At 49.0% G+C, this 18724-nt stretch carries 13 protein-coding genes; 10 read left to right on the top strand and 3 right to left on the bottom strand.

Translation table 11 applies throughout. The features are described 5' to 3' along the window. Positions 1–229 precede the first annotated feature (229 nt). Positions 230–1579: a histidine--tRNA ligase gene (locus OB236_RS33760; protein ID WP_262687972.1), complete on the top strand. Its 1350-nt coding sequence runs from the start codon at positions 230–232 to the stop codon at positions 1577–1579. Here OB236_RS33760 and OB236_RS33765 read toward each other — a convergent pair. Beyond that, positions 1512–3470 (bottom strand): transglycosylase domain-containing protein, encoded by a 1959-nt coding sequence (locus OB236_RS33765; protein ID WP_262687974.1) that lies wholly within the window; start codon positions 3468–3470, stop codon positions 1512–1514. The genes OB236_RS33760 and OB236_RS33765 overlap by 68 nt on opposite strands. 231 nt (positions 3471–3701) lie before the next feature. On the opposite strand from OB236_RS33765, the gene rluF reads away from it, so the two are divergent. Then, positions 3702–4403, top strand: a complete 702-nt coding sequence (rluF, locus tag OB236_RS33770) for a 23S rRNA pseudouridine(2604) synthase RluF (RefSeq protein ID WP_076237975.1) — start codon at positions 3702–3704, stop codon at positions 4401–4403. A gap of 59 nt (positions 4404–4462) precedes the next feature. Here the strand turns inward: rluF and OB236_RS33775 are convergent, their stop codons facing one another. Continuing rightward, on the bottom strand, positions 4463–5161 hold the full coding sequence (locus OB236_RS33775) for a response regulator transcription factor (RefSeq protein WP_262687975.1): 699 nt from the start codon (positions 5159–5161) through the stop codon (positions 4463–4465). A 216-nt stretch (positions 5162–5377) separates the two neighbouring features. Between OB236_RS33775 and OB236_RS33780 the strand changes: the two genes are divergently transcribed. After that, a complete protein-coding gene (locus OB236_RS33780) occupies positions 5378–7378 on the top strand; it encodes a sensor histidine kinase (protein WP_262687976.1) in 2001 nt (666 codons plus the stop codon). Positions 7379–7419: 41 nt separating this feature from the next. On the opposite strand, the gene OB236_RS33785 is transcribed toward OB236_RS33780, so the two are convergent. Beyond that, positions 7420–8289 (bottom strand): AraC family transcriptional regulator, encoded by an 870-nt coding sequence (locus OB236_RS33785; RefSeq protein ID WP_262687977.1) that lies wholly within the window; start codon positions 8287–8289, stop codon positions 7420–7422. A gap of 297 nt (positions 8290–8586) precedes the next feature. On the opposite strand from OB236_RS33785, the gene OB236_RS33790 reads away from it, so the two are divergent. The 7 genes from OB236_RS33790 (at position 8587) to OB236_RS33820 (ending at position 18695) form a co-directional block, all read left to right on the top strand. Continuing rightward, on the top strand, positions 8587–9759 hold the full coding sequence (locus tag OB236_RS33790) for a galactokinase (RefSeq protein WP_262687979.1): 1173 nt from the start codon (positions 8587–8589) through the stop codon (positions 9757–9759). 214 nt (positions 9760–9973) lie between these two features. Continuing rightward, positions 9974–10960 carry a UDP-glucose 4-epimerase GalE gene (gene galE / locus OB236_RS33795; RefSeq protein WP_262687981.1) on the top strand — a complete coding sequence of 329 codons (987 nt, stop codon included), beginning with the start codon at positions 9974–9976 and terminating at the stop codon, positions 10958–10960. 32 nt (positions 10961–10992) lie between these two features. Then, positions 10993–12591 (top strand): UDP-glucose--hexose-1-phosphate uridylyltransferase, encoded by a 1599-nt coding sequence (locus OB236_RS33800; protein ID WP_262687983.1) that lies wholly within the window; start codon positions 10993–10995, stop codon positions 12589–12591. Between the two features lie 237 nt (positions 12592–12828). After that, a complete protein-coding gene (locus OB236_RS33805) occupies positions 12829–15039 on the top strand; it encodes a methyl-accepting chemotaxis protein (protein WP_262687984.1) in 2211 nt (736 codons plus the stop codon). Between the two features lie 314 nt (positions 15040–15353). Continuing rightward, on the top strand, positions 15354–16811 hold the full coding sequence (locus OB236_RS33810) for a circularly permuted type 2 ATP-grasp protein (RefSeq protein ID WP_262687986.1): 1458 nt from the start codon (positions 15354–15356) through the stop codon (positions 16809–16811). 64 nt (positions 16812–16875) lie between these two features. Then, positions 16876–17835 carry an alpha-E domain-containing protein gene (locus OB236_RS33815; protein ID WP_262687987.1) on the top strand — a complete coding sequence of 320 codons (960 nt, stop codon included), beginning with the start codon at positions 16876–16878 and terminating at the stop codon, positions 17833–17835. Further along, positions 17832–18695: a transglutaminase family protein gene (locus OB236_RS33820; protein ID WP_262687988.1), complete on the top strand. Its 864-nt coding sequence runs from the start codon at positions 17832–17834 to the stop codon at positions 18693–18695. The genes OB236_RS33815 and OB236_RS33820 overlap by 4 nt, the downstream gene beginning before the upstream one ends. The last annotated feature ends 29 nt before the right edge of the window (positions 18696–18724 follow it).

Raw genomic sequence — 18724 nt, forward strand, 5'->3', positions numbered from 1 at the left:
ATAATCAATCTCAATACGTTGAAGGAGAGAATACCTATGTCTATGTATACATGCCGGATCTCACAACTTCATCATCACAAGCGGCGTTAGCACACCTGTTACGATAACAGGGAGGGCTAACGCTAATCGCGTTGGCCTCCCTGCGACATACAAGGCGCGCGGGACCAGAGGTCCTGCGCGTTTTTTTGTTTTCTTTTCCATAAACGAATGAAGGAGACGTGATTCCTGTATGCAAAATGTAAAAGGAACGTTTGATTATGTAGGTGCAGAGCAGGCGCTTCGCAAAAAGGTGCAATCGGTTATTGAAGCCAACTTTGAGCTGTATGACTTTGATTCCATGGAAACCCCCGTTTTAAACGAGCAGGAGCTGCTGGCATCCAAATATGCGGGAGGCGATGAAATCCTCAAAGAAATGTATCAATTGAGTGATCAGGGGAATCGGCAGCTGGGACTCCGCTATGATCTCACGATTCCCTTTGCCAAGGTAGTCGCTTTGAACCCGGGACTTGAAATCCCTTTTAAAAGGTATGAGATCGGCAAAGTATTCCGGGATGGTCCCGTCAAACGGGGGCGGCTGCGTGAATTTATTCAGTGTGATGCAGACGTAGTTGGCATTCAGGGGCCGGAGGCAGAGGCGGAGCTGATGCAGCTTGCGGCTACGGTTTTTCGGCAATTGGGCATGGATGTGGTGATTACCTGGAACAATCGGCAGTTTCTGAGTGAGCTGCTGGCTCGTCTGGGCGTGGTTTCTGCGGATGAACGATTATCAGTGATGCTGACATTGGATAAAATCGCCAAGATTGGTCGGGAAGGCGTTAAAGCAGAGTTGAGCACCAAGGGATTGGATGATGGTGTCACACGTAACATTATCGGATTGATCAGTATGGATAACCCAACCTTGGGGCAGCTTACCGCACAATTTGACCTCGGGGCCAGCCGTGGCGCTGAGGAGGCTGCTGCGCTTCAAGCGCTTATTGATCAGACCGGACTTGGACTCCGCTGCAGATTTGACCCTTTTTTATCACGGGGTTTATCGTTTTATACAGGTACAGTGTATGAGATTTTTGATAAAACGGGTGGGTATGGGTCCAGCCTCGGTAGTGGCGGGCGTTATGATGATATTATCGGACACCTTGTCGGTCGGGAAGATCTTCGTTACCCGGCTGTAGGTCTCTCCTTCGGCATGGAATCGATTATGGAGCTGCTGCTGGAAAAGGAAATGCCTATCGCACCCAGTTATGTGCTCGTCCTGCCTATAGGAAGGGAGCAAACATCTCTTGCCCTGCAAGCAGCTGCGAAGCTGCGGTCCGCAGAGATTCGTACACGCGTGGACGCCAGCGGACGTAAGCTGAAAAAGTCGCTCACTTCCGCAGCGTCCAAAGGAATCCGGTACGTCATTTTGATAGGTGAAGCTGAGGCAGTCCAAGGTCAGGTTCGTTTAAAGGATATGAAGGAAATGACCGAGAGTGCCATGCCGATTGAAACGGCCGTCCTGACGATTCGGGAGACTTCTACCGTGATCGTAATGCCGGTTCAGCAGACGGATTACGCGAGACGCCCGGAATCGGAAAAGGAGTAACGGGCGCGTCGCGCAGCACCCTGCTCATGATCCGATTGAACAGCGCGGCAGGCACGGCTCCTCCCGAGGTGACCAGATAATGATCGCGGTCTGTCTGATCATAGCCAAGCCAGATCGCCGTTGTCAGCTCCGGCGTGAAGCCGACGAACCAAGCGTCCTTGGCGCCATTGGCGCCGATGCTGCTGAACTCCGGCGTGTCGGGCAGCTGCGTGGTGCCCGTCTTGCCTGCTGCGGGCCGCCCGATCGCGGCGGCCGAACCGGTTCCTGACTTGACTGCCTCCTGCAGCAGTAAAGTCAGGTCATAAGCCACAGTCGGCCGCGTCAATACGGACGATTGTGGCACGGCCTCGACCAAGGTATGCCCATCCTTGGTCGTAATTTTCAAGATGGCGTGAGCCTTCTGCATCACGCCGAGATTGGCGATGCCGCCATAGGCCTGCGCCATCTGCAGGGGTGATACGCCCTCGGACAAGCCGCCGAGGGCCAAGCTCAAGCTGCGGTCGGCCGCCGTCAGCGGAATGCCTGCCCTTTGTACGAAGTCCAAGCCGGCTTCAATACCGATTTGGTTCAGCAGCCAGACAGCGGGAATGTTCCATGAACGTAGAATAGCCTCCTTCAATGTAACCTGTCCGCGTGTCTGTCCGTCCCAGTCTCGTGGTCGGTAACCGCCAATATCCAGCTTTCCATCATACAGGACGGAGCTCGAGGTGTAGCCGCGTTCGAGGGCAGGTCCGTATACGGCCAACGGCTTGAAGGACGAGCCTGGCTGGCGGCGCAGCTGGGTGGCATGGTTGAAGCCGCGGTATACCTGCGGTCCGCGTGTGCCGATCAGTGCGCGTATGCCGCCTGTCCGATGATCCATAATAACAGCGCCGCTCTGTATCATTTGGTCTGTCCTGCTTTCAGGGAACAAGGATGGCTGCCCATAAATCTCTTCAGTCGTTTGCTGGATTACCGGATCGAGATCCGTGTAAATCCGCAAGCCCGATGTTAGAATTTGTTCTTCTGTGAATCCATACAGCTCAGCGGCCTCTTCGATGACGTAATCCACATAAGAGGGATATTTTCCTTTCAAGGATTCTTCATTTTGCTGTTGAAGTGTAATGGGCTGCACAATTGCTTGGTTGTAGGCGGCAGTCGTAATGAATTGCTGTTCCTTCATGAGAAGCAGCACCAGATTACGGCGTTCGAGCGCCTTATCTTTGTTTTTGGCAGGTGAATAGGTTGTGGGTGCTTTTGGCAATGCCGCCAACAGAGCCGATTCCACCAGATTCAACTGGCTGACCGGCTTGGCGAAATATTCCAGAGCGGCACCTTGAACACCCCACCGCCCCTCGCCGAAATAGATACTATTCAAATACAGCTCCAAAATTTCATCCTTGGTGTAAGTCATATTGATTTTGAGCGCATAGGCGGCTTCCTTCAGCTTGCGGCTGATCGTTTTATCCGATTGCAGGAACAGATTTTTGGCCAGCTGCTGAGTCAGCGTGCTGCCGCCCTCCTTCATAGACCCGGATATCAGGTCCCGCCATAGCGCCCGGGTAATTGACCATATATCAACACCGGAATGCTCATAAAAGCGTCGGTCCTCAACCGCAATCACCGCATTGCGCAGCTCTAACGGTATTTGCTTCAGTGGCACAGGTTCAATACGCGATGAGGATAGCTGAGAAGCTGGCTGGGCATTTCGGTCCATGATCAGTGTAGGCTCGGGAAGCGGATGCTCAAGCTTACTAATATCGAGCTGACTCATCCATAAGGCGCCTGCACCTGCTATAAGCAACCCTACCAATAATATAGAACCCGTGATCCAAAGGCTGAATCGCCACCAGCGTGAACGTTTAAGGCCAGACTTGGGCTTCTTTTGTTCTTGTGTCGACAATGGTTGCATAGTGTTCCCCCACATTCTGTTTAAAGCATTGTCGAATCCTGTATAGTTTTATGGCTGTCAGCTGAGACTGCCATTACTAAGTAATTCGCAGCAAGAATGCTTTTTTAGCACGTTCCTGAACGTTTGGTACACTCGTTGCTGCTCAAAAATTCCTTAGTATTAGGAGTTTATTGCTCGGAGAAGGTGACGTGGTATAATAGATGGAGTTTATTAACAAGTGGAGTGACGTAGATGAGAATTAATAAATTTATTAGTGAAACAGGCTTTTGCTCGCGTCGTGCCGTAGATAAATTGGTTGAAGAGCAGCGTGTTACGATCAACGGCAAGCTGGCTGAGCTGGGTAGTCAGGTCCAAGATGGAGATCAGGTGTGTGTGGACGGGCGTCCAGTGCTTGCCAAGAAGCCACCTGTGTATATCGCCTTGAACAAGCCGGTAGGAATTACATGTACGACAGAGCTGCATATCAAGGGCAATATCGTCGATTTTGTTGGGCATCCGGAACGAATTTTCCCGATCGGTCGGCTGGATAAGGATTCAGAGGGCCTGATTCTGCTTACGAATGACGGAGATATCGTGAACAAAATTTTGCGTGCAGAAAACGACCACGAAAAAGAGTATATCGTGACGGTAGACAAGCCGATCAGCTCGATGTTCTTACAAGGAATGGCTGGTGGCGTGAGGATTCTGGGCACCATGACGAATCCTTGTACTATAGACCAACTGGATACAAGAACCTTCAAGATTATATTGAAACAGGGCTTGAATCGGCAAATTCGTCGGATGTGCTCGGCATTGGGCTATGAGGTTAGAAAATTGAAACGGGTTCGGATTATGAACATCCTACTTGAAGGGATTGGGGTTGGGCAATGGCGCGACCTAACGAATCAGGAAATGGATGAGCTGCTGCAGCGTATCGCCTACGACCGAAAATAAATGTCATTTTAGCAATAGGCAGTTCGGTGCATACAGCTAGTCGTTTATAACCGCAGCATTTACAAATTGCTGTTGAATTTATAGCCGACGCCGCGCACCGTTTGTACGTAAGTAGGCTCAGCCGGATTGGGTTCGATTTTCTTGCGAAGGTTACTAATATGTACAAGCAGTGTTCGGGTATCACCGTTGCTGTCCATCCCCCATGTTTTTTTGTAAAGATGCTCAATCGGGATGACTTTATTCGGCTTTTTGGCTAGAAGCGCCAGCAAATCGAATTCCTTGGATGATATGGGTGCGAGCGTCCCGCTTGTCCATACATTGCGGGTCAGCAAATCAATTTCGAGACCGGGAAAGCTTAGCTGTTGTGAATCCTCCTTTTGCTGATCGGATAACTGCTTGCGCCGCAGATGAGCCTTGACGCGGGCTACCAGCTGGCTGGGACTGAAGGGCTTGGTCATATAATCGTCACCACCGGTGCCGAGACCGAGGATAATATCGGCATCTTCTTTTTTGCAGGAGATGAATAAAATCGGGACGTTGCTCGTCTGGCGAACCTGTCGACAAATTTCGATACCATCCATACCCGGCAGCAAAATATCCAATATAATCAGGTCCGGTGCGAACTGCTCCATATACTCAAATACACTTGGGCCATTGTGTGTGCTTTGCACTTTATAGCCTTCTTTGACCAGATACATTTGTATTAATTCAACGATTTCCGGCTCGTCATCGACGAGTAAAATTTTTTCTCCTGCCATTAGATCCTCCTTGTGTACGCCGAAGCTGCCCTTCTGTGATTTTCAAAATTTTACGGAAAGTAAGTGGTATGGATTCCCAGATATTATCTTTATTATATATGGACTCTTGTCCTTTGTGCCATCCTTTTATTAAGTACAAGCGGCTGTGAGGTTGACAAGTCTTCATCGTCTCCCAGGACTGTCAGTGGGGGGGAGGCTGTTCGAGGCGTACAAAATTTGCGTGAGTGGAGTTTTGGCAATAATGGTATTGCTACGTTAAACGGGCAATGGGAATTTTATTGGGATCAACTACTGAATCCCAACCAGATCGCCGCACTGCAAGATCAGGAACGTCCCAGACACTGGATCGACCTGCCGCAGGCATGGAACGGACAGGAGGTGGATGGAGAACGGATATCCGGAATGGGGGTTGCAACCTTCCATCTTGAGGTACAGCTGAATCCATCTTCCCGTGTGCTTGCTGTGGAGCTGCCGATGATCCGTACAGCTTATCGAATGTGGATTAATGGGCAATTCGTCGCTTACGGTGGCAGGGTAGGTCTCGATCGTGACACTTCAACTCCGGTTAATTACCCGCAGCTTGTGCTTTTTCCCCAGGCAGGTGCTGATAAGCTGGATATCGTGATTCAGGTATCGAACTTTGACCATCGGTATGGCGGCATTGAGAGTGAACTGATGTTAGGTGAAGCCAGACAAATGGTAGCCTTTCATGATCGGCTGATGGGCCTCGATATGCTGCTGGTCGGCAGTCTGCTCCTAATGGGATTTTACAACTTGGGTCTATTCTTGATCCGCATGAAGGAAAAAAGCCCCTTGTATTTGGGTTTGTTTTGTTTGTTGGTTGGTATCCACACGATGTTGGTGGGAGAAGGAGCCATGTTTAAGCTGTTTCCCCGACTGGATTGGGTGACGAGCATGCGTTTGGAATATGTGTGCTTTTATTTAAGCACGGCTGTCGCACTCGTATTTTGTTATTCGTTATATCGCAAGGAAACCAGCAGGGCTATCGTGCAATTTACCCTCTATAGCTGTGCACTCTTTACGGCAGCTACTCTGCTGGCGCCCCCATATGTGTTTACTTCTATGGTTATGGTTTATCAATGGTTGAACGCTGCCGTGTGTGTGTGTCTGATTATTACTTTAATTAGAGCTTTTGCAGCAAAAAGAGAAGGAGCCCGCCTCATTTTATCGGGTGTCATCATCTATATGATCATGGCAGCGATAGATGCGGCTGAGTATGATCAATGGATCGGTTTTGGAGGCATTTCACCGGTGGGCCTGTTCTGTGTTATTTTCATGGCTTCCTTTGTAATCAGTATGAAGTCGGTTCAGGCATTTGCTTCCGTAGAAACCTTATCCCGTGAGCTTCGCGACCTGAACATGCGGCTGGAGTACCGGATCAAGGAGCGTACTGCCGAGCTGGAGCAGTCGAATCTGACCTTGGCCCGGACGAATGAAGATCTGGCACGGCTCGAAACGTCACGCCGCCATCTCTTGAGTAACATTTCACATGACCTGGGCACACCGATGACGCTGATTCAAGGTTATGTAGAGGCGTTGATTGATCGTGTTGTCGTAGGAACGGAGCAGCAGGACAAATACTTGAAGCTCATTCTGAGTCGGATTCTGGGCTTGAATCGATTGATTACCGACTTGTTCCAGCTCTCCAAGCTAGAGGCGCGGCAAATTGACTTTTATATGCAGGAGCTGACTATAGCGCAGGTTATCACTTATTTTAGTGAACGTTATGTCGTGGAGGTCCATAACGCGGGTTTGCAATTCGAGTTCCGGTCAACCAGCACGAACGCGCCAGAGCTGCCGTCGAGAGTGTTAATGATCGATGTGAATCGGATGGATCAGGTGTTTACGAATCTGGTGCATAACGCTATTAAGCACACATCGACCGGAGGTTTGATTCAAATGCTGCTGCAGGAGAATGAGCATGACCTTATGCTGAAGATACAGGATACTGGAAGTGGAATCGAGCAGGACGATTTGCCGTATGTGTTTGACCGTTTTTACAAAAAAGACAAGTCTCGCAATTCTGCGGCTGGTGGCAGCGGCTTGGGGCTTGCGATTGCCAAGGAAATCGTTGAATTTCATGGGGGCAGCATCTGGGCGGAGAGCCTGCCTGGACAAGGAGCGCAAATTTGCCTGATGCTGCCGCTAAGAGAAGTTGATCCCGCGAGCGCCCTCTCTCCCGATGAGACCTACTAGCTGATAAGGCTGTTTGGAGCAGGTTCAAATGCCTTCGCGGATTACAGCCGTTTCATGGCATCTCGGTAATCGGTTGGCGACATCCCATACAGCCGCTTGAATTGCTTGGAGAAATAGAGTGGGTCCTGGAAGCCGACGGAGGATGCAATCTGCTCGACAGTAAGCTCCTTACGTTCGCGCAGTAGCAGACGAGCCTTGTCAATTCGCAGCCGCAGCAAAAAGGTGACCGGTGTCAGGCCCGTATGCTTCTTGAACAATGTCGACAAGTAAGCGCGATTGTAGCCAAGCGTCTCTGCCATCAGTTCAATCGTTATCGGCTCTGCATATTGGCTGGATAAGTAATGAAGTGCCTGCTGGGCGATCTGCTCGCCACTGCCGGTTAAATGAAGATCGTTTTGCTGTTTGGGTTGCAGTGCCTGTGCATATTCGGCCAGCAGCAGATGGAGATATCCGACTGCTTTCAGCCCGGCGTGAGGCACCCTGGCTTGGAAGGCTGCCTGCACTTGATGATAAATGACCGCGATATGACGCTTGCCGCCGGTATGGACTATAGGCTGCTGTGAGGACAGCCCAATGCTCTCCAGTAGTTGAGCAGCTTGACTCCCTTCAAAGGCCAGCCAGCGGTAGTGCCAAGGCTCTGCTTCATCTGCCACGTAGCTGATCAGCTTGCCGGGCTCAATCAGGAAGCTGTCGCCCTGTCCAAGCTGGTACGTATGACCCTGACAGGTGTAGGTGCCGCAGCCTGATTGGATGTAGTGCAGCAGGTAATAGTCCACAACCTTCGGTCCCGGCTTATGCCCTGGCTTGGTTTGACTGCTGCCGGTGAACAGTACAGCCAAATTCTCCTGCTCCGAAGGCTGTGGATTAGAGACAACATAGTAGCTTTCCGTGCGTTTGATTTCATTGGTCATGCGGGTAACCCTCGCTTCATGGACTAGGACGTACAATTAGGATGGAATAAGGTGAACAGCTCTAATCGGTGTTCACAGCACTTTCAGACAGGTAACAGTCTGCTGCTGAATACGCCTGCGTTATTTCATTTTACAATAGTTTGCTCATCCAACGCATTAACACGCACAAAAATCTAACATTTTTCCATGCCCTGCTAACATCCTTCCATAGTGAAAAAGAAAGTGCAGACGTATACTAAAGAGGTAGCAGACAGCAGTGAACCAACAATTACTCATTATGATACAGGCGGTGTAATGATGGCAGACTTACAAGCATTGAAACGTATATTTGTTGAAAAATTCGGTGAAGACGATGAGGCTATCCGAGTATTTCATGCACCTGGTAGAGTTAATCTCATAGGTGAGCATACGGATTATAACGGCGGTTACGTATTTCCCGCTGCGCTTACTTTCGGAACGACGATGCTGGTTCGCAAAAGACAGGATGGACAGCTCGGGTTTGCATCAACCAATTTCCCTGAACACAAACATATTTCCATTCAAGGTATCGTTTTCGACAAGGCAGACGACTGGATCAACTATCCGAAGGGGATTATTGACCAATTGCAGCAGCAGGGAATTGAAATTGGCGGCTATGATATTTTATATAGCGGAGCAATCCCGAATGGCTCTGGCCTATCCTCATCCGCCTCGATTGAGGTTGTTACGGCGTATGCATTGTTAACACTGGAAGGCCAACCGACGGATAAAGTGAAGATCGCGCTGCTGTCCCAGAGAGCGGAAAATCAATTTATGGGCGTGAACTGTGGTATTATGGATCAATTTGCGGTAGCTATGGGTAAACAGGATCATGCCATTCTGTTAATGTGCGATACGCTGGAGTACAAGCATGTGCCATTTGACAGTGGGGCCTATAAGCTGGTTATCGGAAACACGAACAAAAAACGTGGGCTTGTCGATTCAGCGTATAACGAAAGGCGCTCCCAATGCGAGCAGGCGGTTGCAGATTTGCAAGGTCAGTTCCCACAGCTGACGCTGCTCGGTCAATTGACGCTGGAGCAATTCAATGAGTACCAGCACTCGATTTCCGATGAAACCGTACGCAGACGTGCGCAGCATGTTGTTGAAGAAATTCATCGTGTTCTGGAATCGATGAAAGTGTTGGAGAAGGGTGATCTGGAAGGCTTTGGGCAGCTGATGATTGGCTCCCACAATTCGCTTCGCGATCTTTACGAAGTCACCGGTCTGGAACTGGATACGATGGTCGAGGAAGCTTTGAAGGTGCCAGGCGTGCTCGGTTCAAGAATGACCGGGGCCGGCTTCGGCGGTTGTACAGTTTCTCTTGTGCATGAGGATAGCGTGGATAACTTCATTGACCAGGTAGGCACGAATTATAAGGAAAAAACCGGTTTGACAGCCGATTTCTACGTATGTACGATCGGCGATGGCGTAAAGGAAATTACGGAGTGATGAATCAAAAGCGGAGCGGACGATGTGTTCTGGAGAAGCGGAGCGTTCGCCTTTGTTCATGGATTTCTCCCTCAAAATGTCTTATACAATCCAGAAATCCATGAACAACAGCGATCGTAGGAATACTTCGTCCGCACAGCGGCTCGTATTCATTTGCCCTCATTCGAGGTTTAAGAATGCAAATTTTTTCACTTAATATTAAGGAGGAACTACAATGGCGATATTAGTAACAGGCGGAGCCGGATACATCGGGTCTCATGCCGTAGCCGAGCTACTTGCCCGTAACGAAGAGGTAGTCGTGGTCGACAATTTGCAGCAGGGACACCGGGAGGCGGTGCTGGGCGGCAAGCTGTATGAAGGAGATATTCGTGACGCTGCGTTTATGGATACCGTGTTCCAGGACAATCAGATCGAAGCAATCATCCACTTCGCCGCTCATTCATTAGTGGGTGAAAGCATGCAGAACCCGGCAAAATATTATCAAAATAATGTATTTGGTACATTATGTCTGCTTGAGAAAATGAACGAGTACGGCGTCAAAAAAATCGTCTTTTCCTCGACTGCGGCAACCTACGGGGAGCCGGAAAATGTACCTATCCTCGAAAGCGACCGTACCCTTCCGACGAATGCGTACGGTGAGACGAAGCTGGCTATGGAAAAAATGATGCGTTGGTTCGACACAGCTCATCAAATTAAATTTGTATCACTGCGCTACTTTAACGCGGCTGGTGCTCATGCGAGCGGCCGAATTGGTGAGGACCATACGCCAGAGACGCATCTGATTCCGATTATTTTGCAGGTAGCTCTAGGCCAACGTCCACATATTTCGATATTTGGTGATGATTACGCTACCTCCGATGGAACGTGTATCCGTGATTACATTCACGTAACGGACTTGGCTGACGCCCACATATTGGCTGTAGAAAAGCTGCGCAAGGGCGGAGAGAGCAGTGTGTATAATCTCGGTAATGGTACAGGGTTCTCGGTTAAGGAAGTCATTGATATTGCTCGTGAAGTGACCGGTCACCCGATTCCGGCTGTTGTCGAAGCGCGTCGTTCTGGTGATCCGGCTGCGCTTGTAGCCTCGTCGGAGCGCGCACGAGCGGAGCTCGGTTGGAAGCCGAAGCACGACCAACTGAAGCAGATCATTGAAACAGCATGGACTTGGCATCAAAACCATCCTGGCGGCTACGCGAAATAAAGTCGGCATAGAGAAACAGGAGGAAACAGACTGTGGAAGAACAGATTCAAGTAAAGCAAGGAACTAAACAGGATCTTCAGGCGGTGGCTTATGCAGTGGAGCAGTTGCTTGGATTCGGTGTCCGGCAGGAGCTATTGGAGCCGCTCGATTGCTACGATGCGCGTAATTCACTGCTGGAGCTGCTGCGTCTTGATGAGCCGTACAGCGGCGAAGTGGAGCCAGCGACGACTACCAAAGTAGTGGAGCTGCTGGAGCCGCTCCTGGATTATGCGGCAGCTTCCGGAATTATAGCGGATAACAACACGACGCTGCGCGATCTGCTGGACGCCCGCATCATGGGTTTTCTGATGCCACGCCAATCGCAGGTGGCAAGTGCATTCTGGAAGACAGCCAAACTGAGTAGCGCCACGCAGGCAACAGCCGCTTTTTACAAACAATGTATCGATTCCAACTATATTCGTGTGGACCGTATTGCCCGTAATCAATATTGGCTATCGCCAACCGAATATGGGGATCTGGAAATTACGATTAATTTGTCAAAACCGGAGAAGGACCCGAAGGAAATTGCGATGCTCAAAAATGTACCGCAAAGTGATTACCCGAAGTGCCTGCTTTGTATCGATAATGTCGGTTATCCCGGAAGGCTGAATCATCCGGCCCGTCAAAATTTACGTGTTATTCCGCTCAAGCTCGACGGAGACCCTTGGTACTTTCAGTACTCGCCATATGTGTATTACAATGAGCACAGCATTATTTTTGATCAAGAGCATCGGCCTATGAAAATGTCGATGGCGACCTTTTACCGACTTTTCGATTTTATTGATCAATTTCCTCATTACTTTATTGGTTCTAATGCGGACTTACCGATTGTTGGAGGCTCTATTCTGAACCATGATCATTTTCAGGGAGGCAGACATCGGTTTGCGATGGAAAAAGCGCTGGTCGAGCACAGCTTCACCCATCCCGAATACCCTAACGTGCGGCTCGGAATCGTGAAATGGCCCATGTCAGTGATTCGCATATCGGGTCATAACAAGCTGCTGCTCCTTAAGCTGGCAGATACGATTCTGAACGAATGGAAGACTTATAGCGATCCGAATCATGACATTATTGCCTTTACAGAAACCGAACAAGCAGATAACCCGATTCCCCATAATACGGTGACGCCCATCGCACGAAATAATGAACGTAACGAATATGAGCTTGACCTGGTGCTCCGCAATAACAGAACCAGTGACGAGCATCCGGACGGAATCTTCCATCCGCACAAGGAGCTTCATCATGTCAAAAAAGAAAATATCGGGTTAATCGAAGTGATGGGACTCGCTGTACTGCCGGGACGGCTACAGGACGAGCTCGCACTGTTGGAACACGTCTTGACCGGTGAGCTTGCCTTTGATGAACAGATAACCGAATATCCAGAGCATTTGCTGTATAAGCATTGTGCTTGGATTCGTGAATTGCTGGAGGCTCATGGAACGGCGATGCAGGCAGATGCAGCCAGGCAGGCGCTGAAAGCGGCGGTCGGTGACAAGTTCGCAGCAGTGCTGAGGGATGCAGGGGTATACAAGCGTGACGAAGCTGGATTGAAGGGTTTCAAGGCCTTCCTTGCGACGTTAGGTTTTCAATGATAATAGTGCCGTGTGCCCGACCTGTTGAGGTTGGGTGCTTTTTTTTGCATTTTTCTTCATATTGTACGGGTTTTGGGTATCTTTTGACCTCATTTACGGTATTATACCTCACAAAATACACGAAAATACATATAAAATTGGTTGAAAATAGGAAATAGGTCTCACATCTATTCAACCTATGTGTTATAATTGTTAACACTTAAGTTGCGTAGATTTCAAAGGATGGGGGAGAGGCTTATGTTTGATTGGCTGGGGTTTAAAAATGGTTTGCCGCTCTGGTGGTCCTATCGATTGAATCGGGAGTTAAAAGCGGATGTGGAGGATATATTTGAAGGCATAGCTCACACGCGTAAAGAGCTGTTAACCAGCTGGACGGTCGAATATTGGTCGCATCTGGAACGGTTACTGGAGCAAATGGAAGTTATAGACGAGGAACGGACCAAGTCTGTGGAGCAATATGCTTTGTCGATGGACAAGTTGTTTGCGGCTGCTCGCAGCAGAGCGATGGATTTATCTGAAATTTTTTTGCTGGATGAGCAAGCAACTGTCGTATTTTCATCACACTCGGCACATACAGGTGTCCGATATAGTGCTGGAAGCGTAATCTCGGCAGGTCTTGAATATACACATACAGGCAGCAAATGTCTATATGGACCGTTTGCTGATCCATTGACCTTGGAAATCGGTCCAAGCACCTCCGCTTTTCATGACAAAATGACACTTTTGTACATCGTTCCCATCATCAAGGGGGGGATTTGGAAGGGAGCGCTTTGTGGCAGAGTTCCCAACGATGTAATCGGTGACCTGATACAGCGGGAATCAGGACATGTCTACCCGGATTCAGGTGATAATTACATATTTATGGCTCGTCCAGGTTTGAACAAACGGATTGCACCGGGTACAGCGCTGTCTCGAAGTCGTTTTGAGGACCGTACGTTTACCCATGGAGAGAACTTGAAGGATGGCGTTACGACGAATTGGGGCACCGTGTCGGTTAAGGAACATACGGAACTGGAAATTATGTTCACGGACCCGGCTACAGGCAAGCTGCATCCCGGGGTAGCCAACACGATCGCGAATGGCAGCAATTTGTTCGTGGCTTTCCCTGGGTACTCTGACTATCGGCATATCCCTGTCATAGGAAAAGGAGTGACCTTTCAGCTCCCGCATTGTCCGGATGTTTGGGGGATGATGTGTGAAGGCGATTTGGAGGAAGTTTACCGAATTCGCAGTGTTCGCTGGAAAATGATCCGGCTGCAGGTCCCGCTGCTTATTGGATATGCAGCTCTGTCGACAGTGCTGATAACCCTGTTATTTGGACAGTTGCCGACGCTGGCCGCTGCTGGAATTATGGCTGTGTTTAACTTATTGTACGGTTGTATCGTCATGGCTACTCTGCACAAGAAGGCGGCAAGTCCAGTCGTGGATAATTTACAAAAAATCAGCCAATTTATTCGCATTAACGCCGAGGGTAAAGGTGATCTGACACAACGGCTCGACCATGGGCAATTTGCGCATGATGAGACCAAGGAGCTGGCGATGTGGATCAATAACATGATCGATTCATTGGAGGGGATCATGCTGCAGGTGAAACGCGCTGCTACGGAAGTGCTATCGAGCCAGCAGGTACTGCATCAATCGACCGTGAGTACGGAAGGCTCTACCGAGCGTATGAGTGGGATTATTCATGACATGATTCGAAGTATTCGCCGCCAGCTGAAGGATATCGATATTGCCAAGGATGTTGTCGGGGATATGCAGGGAACCTTACGGGCACTGGAGCTCAAAGCGTCCGAGCAAATTACCGTTGCTCACACGGAAGTAGAGCGAATTGGCGAAAAGATGGGGCAAATCTCCAATAAAGTAGCGGAAACGAACCGGACTATTGTGACATTTATGGAAACGACGCAGCAAATTCGCAGCGTTCTGCAGGTCATTGAGGAAATTTCCAGTCAAACCAATCTGCTGTCGCTGAATGCTTCTATAGAAGCGGCGCGAGTAGGGGAGCATGGCAAGGGTTTCGCGGTTGTGGCCGGGGAAATTCGCAAGCTGGCCGATCGAACGCGCCAATCTACAGAAGAGATTAATGAAACGGTTCAGCTCATATACAAAAATGCGAAGGAAGCCTTTGCCTCGATGGAGGAAGGTACGCTGGTAGTGCAAGAAGGTACGCAGCTTGTCGCGGCGGCTTCGCAAATATTGAGTGGGGCCAATGCTGAGGATGAGCAAAAAACACAGGTAGTCGATGAAGTGGTAGGTCTAATGGAGAAAATCGCCAACGTGAGCATGGAAAATCGCAAAATATCGACCGAGGTGGAAGGTAAGGTTCAGGAGCTGTTGATGGATATTGTCAACGTTCGCCATACCTCTAACTATGTGGAGGTCATTACCGATTTCCTGCAGCAGTTGGTTAATCAATTTCGTCTTACAGAAACTCGACGTAAATAGGGTAATAATGGCTACATTTATAAGATACGCGGGCATGCCGCTTATTCCTGACAATCGGGATAAGCAGGCATGCTTTTTTTCTGAGAAGGCAAATGTAAAGTAATACAAATCGAGATGAAAATTTTGTTAATTTAATGTTATGTATATTGACATAATTTAGCTCTAGGCGTATGATAATCTGTATAAACCTGTTAAATATTCGGAATTTAGTGATTTATCTATCTTTATATGTTACTTATACTATCATTTATTAAGAATTTGAGAGGGGGAACTGGTTTTGCAGTCATTCAAGACTTGTAAAATCGGGACATCACATGACGCTAGCCAATCGGTCTCACCATACTCCGTATCCGCTGGAGTCCTTTTACGATGAGATGTTTCAGCATGAATCTGCAGTGCGTTCCCACTACTCACAAGCGTTTAATTGCTTCTCACGTATGAAAGAGGATGAGCTCGCCGCCAGGCAGAAGGCGATGGATCGGCGCATGCTGGAGGAAGGAATCACATTTACGTTGTATCAGCCAGAGCAAACACTTCCACTTGAACGGACCATTCCATTTGATATGATTCCGCGGATTATCCCGAGCGATGAATGGGCTGTTCTGGAAAAAGGACTGCTGCAAAGGGTTAAGGCGTTGAACATGTTCCTTTATGATATGTATCATAAGCAGGAGATTATAGCAGACGGCATCATTCCTCGGAAAATGATTGTGACGAATCGATATTTTCGGCCGGAAATGATGAATGTGGATGTACCTGGAGGCGTATATATCACGACATCCGGGATTGATCTGATTCGTAATGCTGATGGCGGCTATTACGTGCTGGAGGATAATTTACGTTCGCCCTCAGGCTTCTCTTATTTATACAAAAGCCGTTCGGTGATGAACCAGCTGTTCCCTGAATTGGCTTTCTCTTCATCGATCCGGGATGTGGAACACAGCCTGAATCATTTTCTGTCTTCCTTACGCAGCTTGGCCCCGTCCCACAAGGCGGACCCGGTTATTGCCTTATTAACGCCTGGTGAATTTAATTCGGCTTATTACGAGCACACCTTTCTTGCACAGCAGATGGGTATTCATCTTGTAGAGGGACGTGATCTGGTTTCGATTGATCACAAAATTTACATTCGCAGCATGAAGGGTTTACAACAGGTGGATGTGCTGTACCGGCGTATTGACGACGATTATCTCGATCCGCTAGCTTTTCAGGCTGATTCCGTGCTTGGAGTCGCTGGTATTATGAATGCCTACCGTGCAGGTAATATTGCCATCGCCAATGCGCCTGGAACGGGCATAGCTGATGACAAGGCGATCTATATTTATGTGCCGGACATGATTCGCTACTATTTAAATGAGGAGCCGATTTTATCCAATGTACCTACGTATTTGCTGGATCGTCCCGATGAGAGGGCTTTTGTGCTTGATCGGCTGCATGAGATGGTAGTGAAGGAGACGTCGCTGTCCGGCGGTTATGGGATGTTGATCGGGCCTTCTGCCAGCGAGCAGGAGCTTGCCGCATTTACTGAACAAATCAAACGTGACCCCGGTCGTTATATTGCACAGCCGACGATGCAGCTCTCCCGTGCACCTGTCATGCTCGACGGTAAGATGGTACCGCGCCATATCGATTTACGTGCATTCGTGTTGGTGGGCAGCGACAACACCCATATTATTCCTGGAGGACTGACGAGAGTCGCATTAAAGGAAGGCTCATTGGTTGTGAACTCGTCGCAAGGTGGAGGCTGCAAGGATACCTGGGTACTCTCTTAGTGTAAGATCAAAAAGTCGACTTTTTGAACAACCTCTCTTAAAAAATAGACAAGGATGAAAGGTGATGTCTATGCTCAATCGTAATGCAGAAGCTTTATTTTGGGTAGGCCGTTATGTAGAAAGGGCGGAGAATCACGCTCGATTGATCGACGTGCATTATCACATTCAACAAACTGCAGACTTTCAGGATGAGGAGCATAAGTGGGAAAGGCTCATTGATGCACTCGGTGCGCGTTATGCGTATGAGCAGCAATTTGAGGCCTTTACCGAAAGAGATGTGCTTTCTTTTATCACCTTGGATCGAGGTTATCCGAATTCCTTGTTCTCTTGTGTTGCCCATTCGAGAAATAATTTGCGTACCCTGCGGGAGAAGCTGCCAAGTGAGATGTGGGATGTGCTTAATGCATTTTACTTGTGGCTCGGCGAGAAGCAGGTGGACGATATTATGAAAGATTCACCACATGTTTTTTATAGACAAATTAAAGAGCGTATGGCGATGTTCCAAGGTGTTGAGCATTCCGTCATGCAGCGGCAAAATGAATGGCATTTCATCGAAAGCGGACGACTGCTGGAACGAACGGAGAATACGGTTCGTATTCTGCAATCAGTGACAGGCACCCTGTCGGTTGAGGCGGCTTCACCATACCCCAGTATGCTCGCTGTGCTGAAATCAGTGAGCGGATATCAAGCCTTTAGGCGATTCTACGCAGATGGCATGTCGGAGCGGCATATCATGGAATTTATGATTAACAGCGTCAGCTTTCCGCGATCGATTCAGTTTTCTTTTACAGAGCTTGAGAAGCACTTGAAGGGCATCCAGCTGGAAGGTCACGGACAGCACCTTCCACATGAGAAAGCGGTCCGTCAGGTTGGCAAGCTGAAGGCAGAGTTGGCTTGTCTGGATGACGAGGATTTTGTACCAGAGCGGGTATCCGCTATTTTGGACCATTTAACGAGCTCCTGTCTGGGACTGGGAGGGACGATGGCGGCTGCCTTTTTTCAATTGGAGGAGGTTGGCGCATGAAGATCGAAATCAACCATGTCACTCGGTATTCGTACCTGGAATCGGTCATGGACAGTGTCAATGAGCTGCGGTTGACGCCGCGGACCAATTATCGTCAATCCTGTTATCATCATGAGGTCAGCACGGAGCCCAGCGCTTCCCTGTTTACGTATGAGGATTACTTTGGTAATCGGGTTCATTCGTTCTCGATTAACAAGCCCCATAAGGAAATGGTGATCAAGACGAAGGCGATTGTGGTGACACAGGACCAAAGCTCGATCGCCAAGTTCGGATTGCCATATAAGGGACAGTTGGAGCTTCTGCAAGGTGATCAATTGCAAAACCGCTATATTGAGTTTTTGCAGCCGACCTCCTATACAGAAATTAACGAGGATCTTCTTGCTTATTCGGCCCAATATCCCGTTGATGAGGAAGGGTTCTACGCATGGGCGATGTCTCTCATGTCAGGTATTAACAGTGATTTTATTTATGATCCTGATGCCACCAATGTTAATACACAGATCAGTGATACGCTTCGGCTGCGTCGTGGGGTATGTCAGGATTACACACATCTGATGATTGCGGTATGCCGCAGTATGGGGATACCGGCCCGCTATGTGAGCGGCTATCATTTTGTCGGCGACCTGCAGGGCGGCAGCGCTGATTTTGAGCAGGCTTCCCATGCTTGGGTCGAGGTACATGTGCCGGGAACAGGATGGTTGGGCTTCGATCCGACCAATAATGCGGAAGTGGATTGGCGGTATGTAAAGCTTGGGCATGGCCGCGATTACAAGGATATTGTTCCTGTGAAGGGTGTGTACCGTGGCACAGCTAAACAAAAGCTGAAGGTTACGGTCGATGTGCGTCTCCTGGAAGGCTAGGGTCTCACACAGTCCAACGGCTCCGTTGT

Source organism: Paenibacillus baimaensis (genome assembly GCF_025567575.1).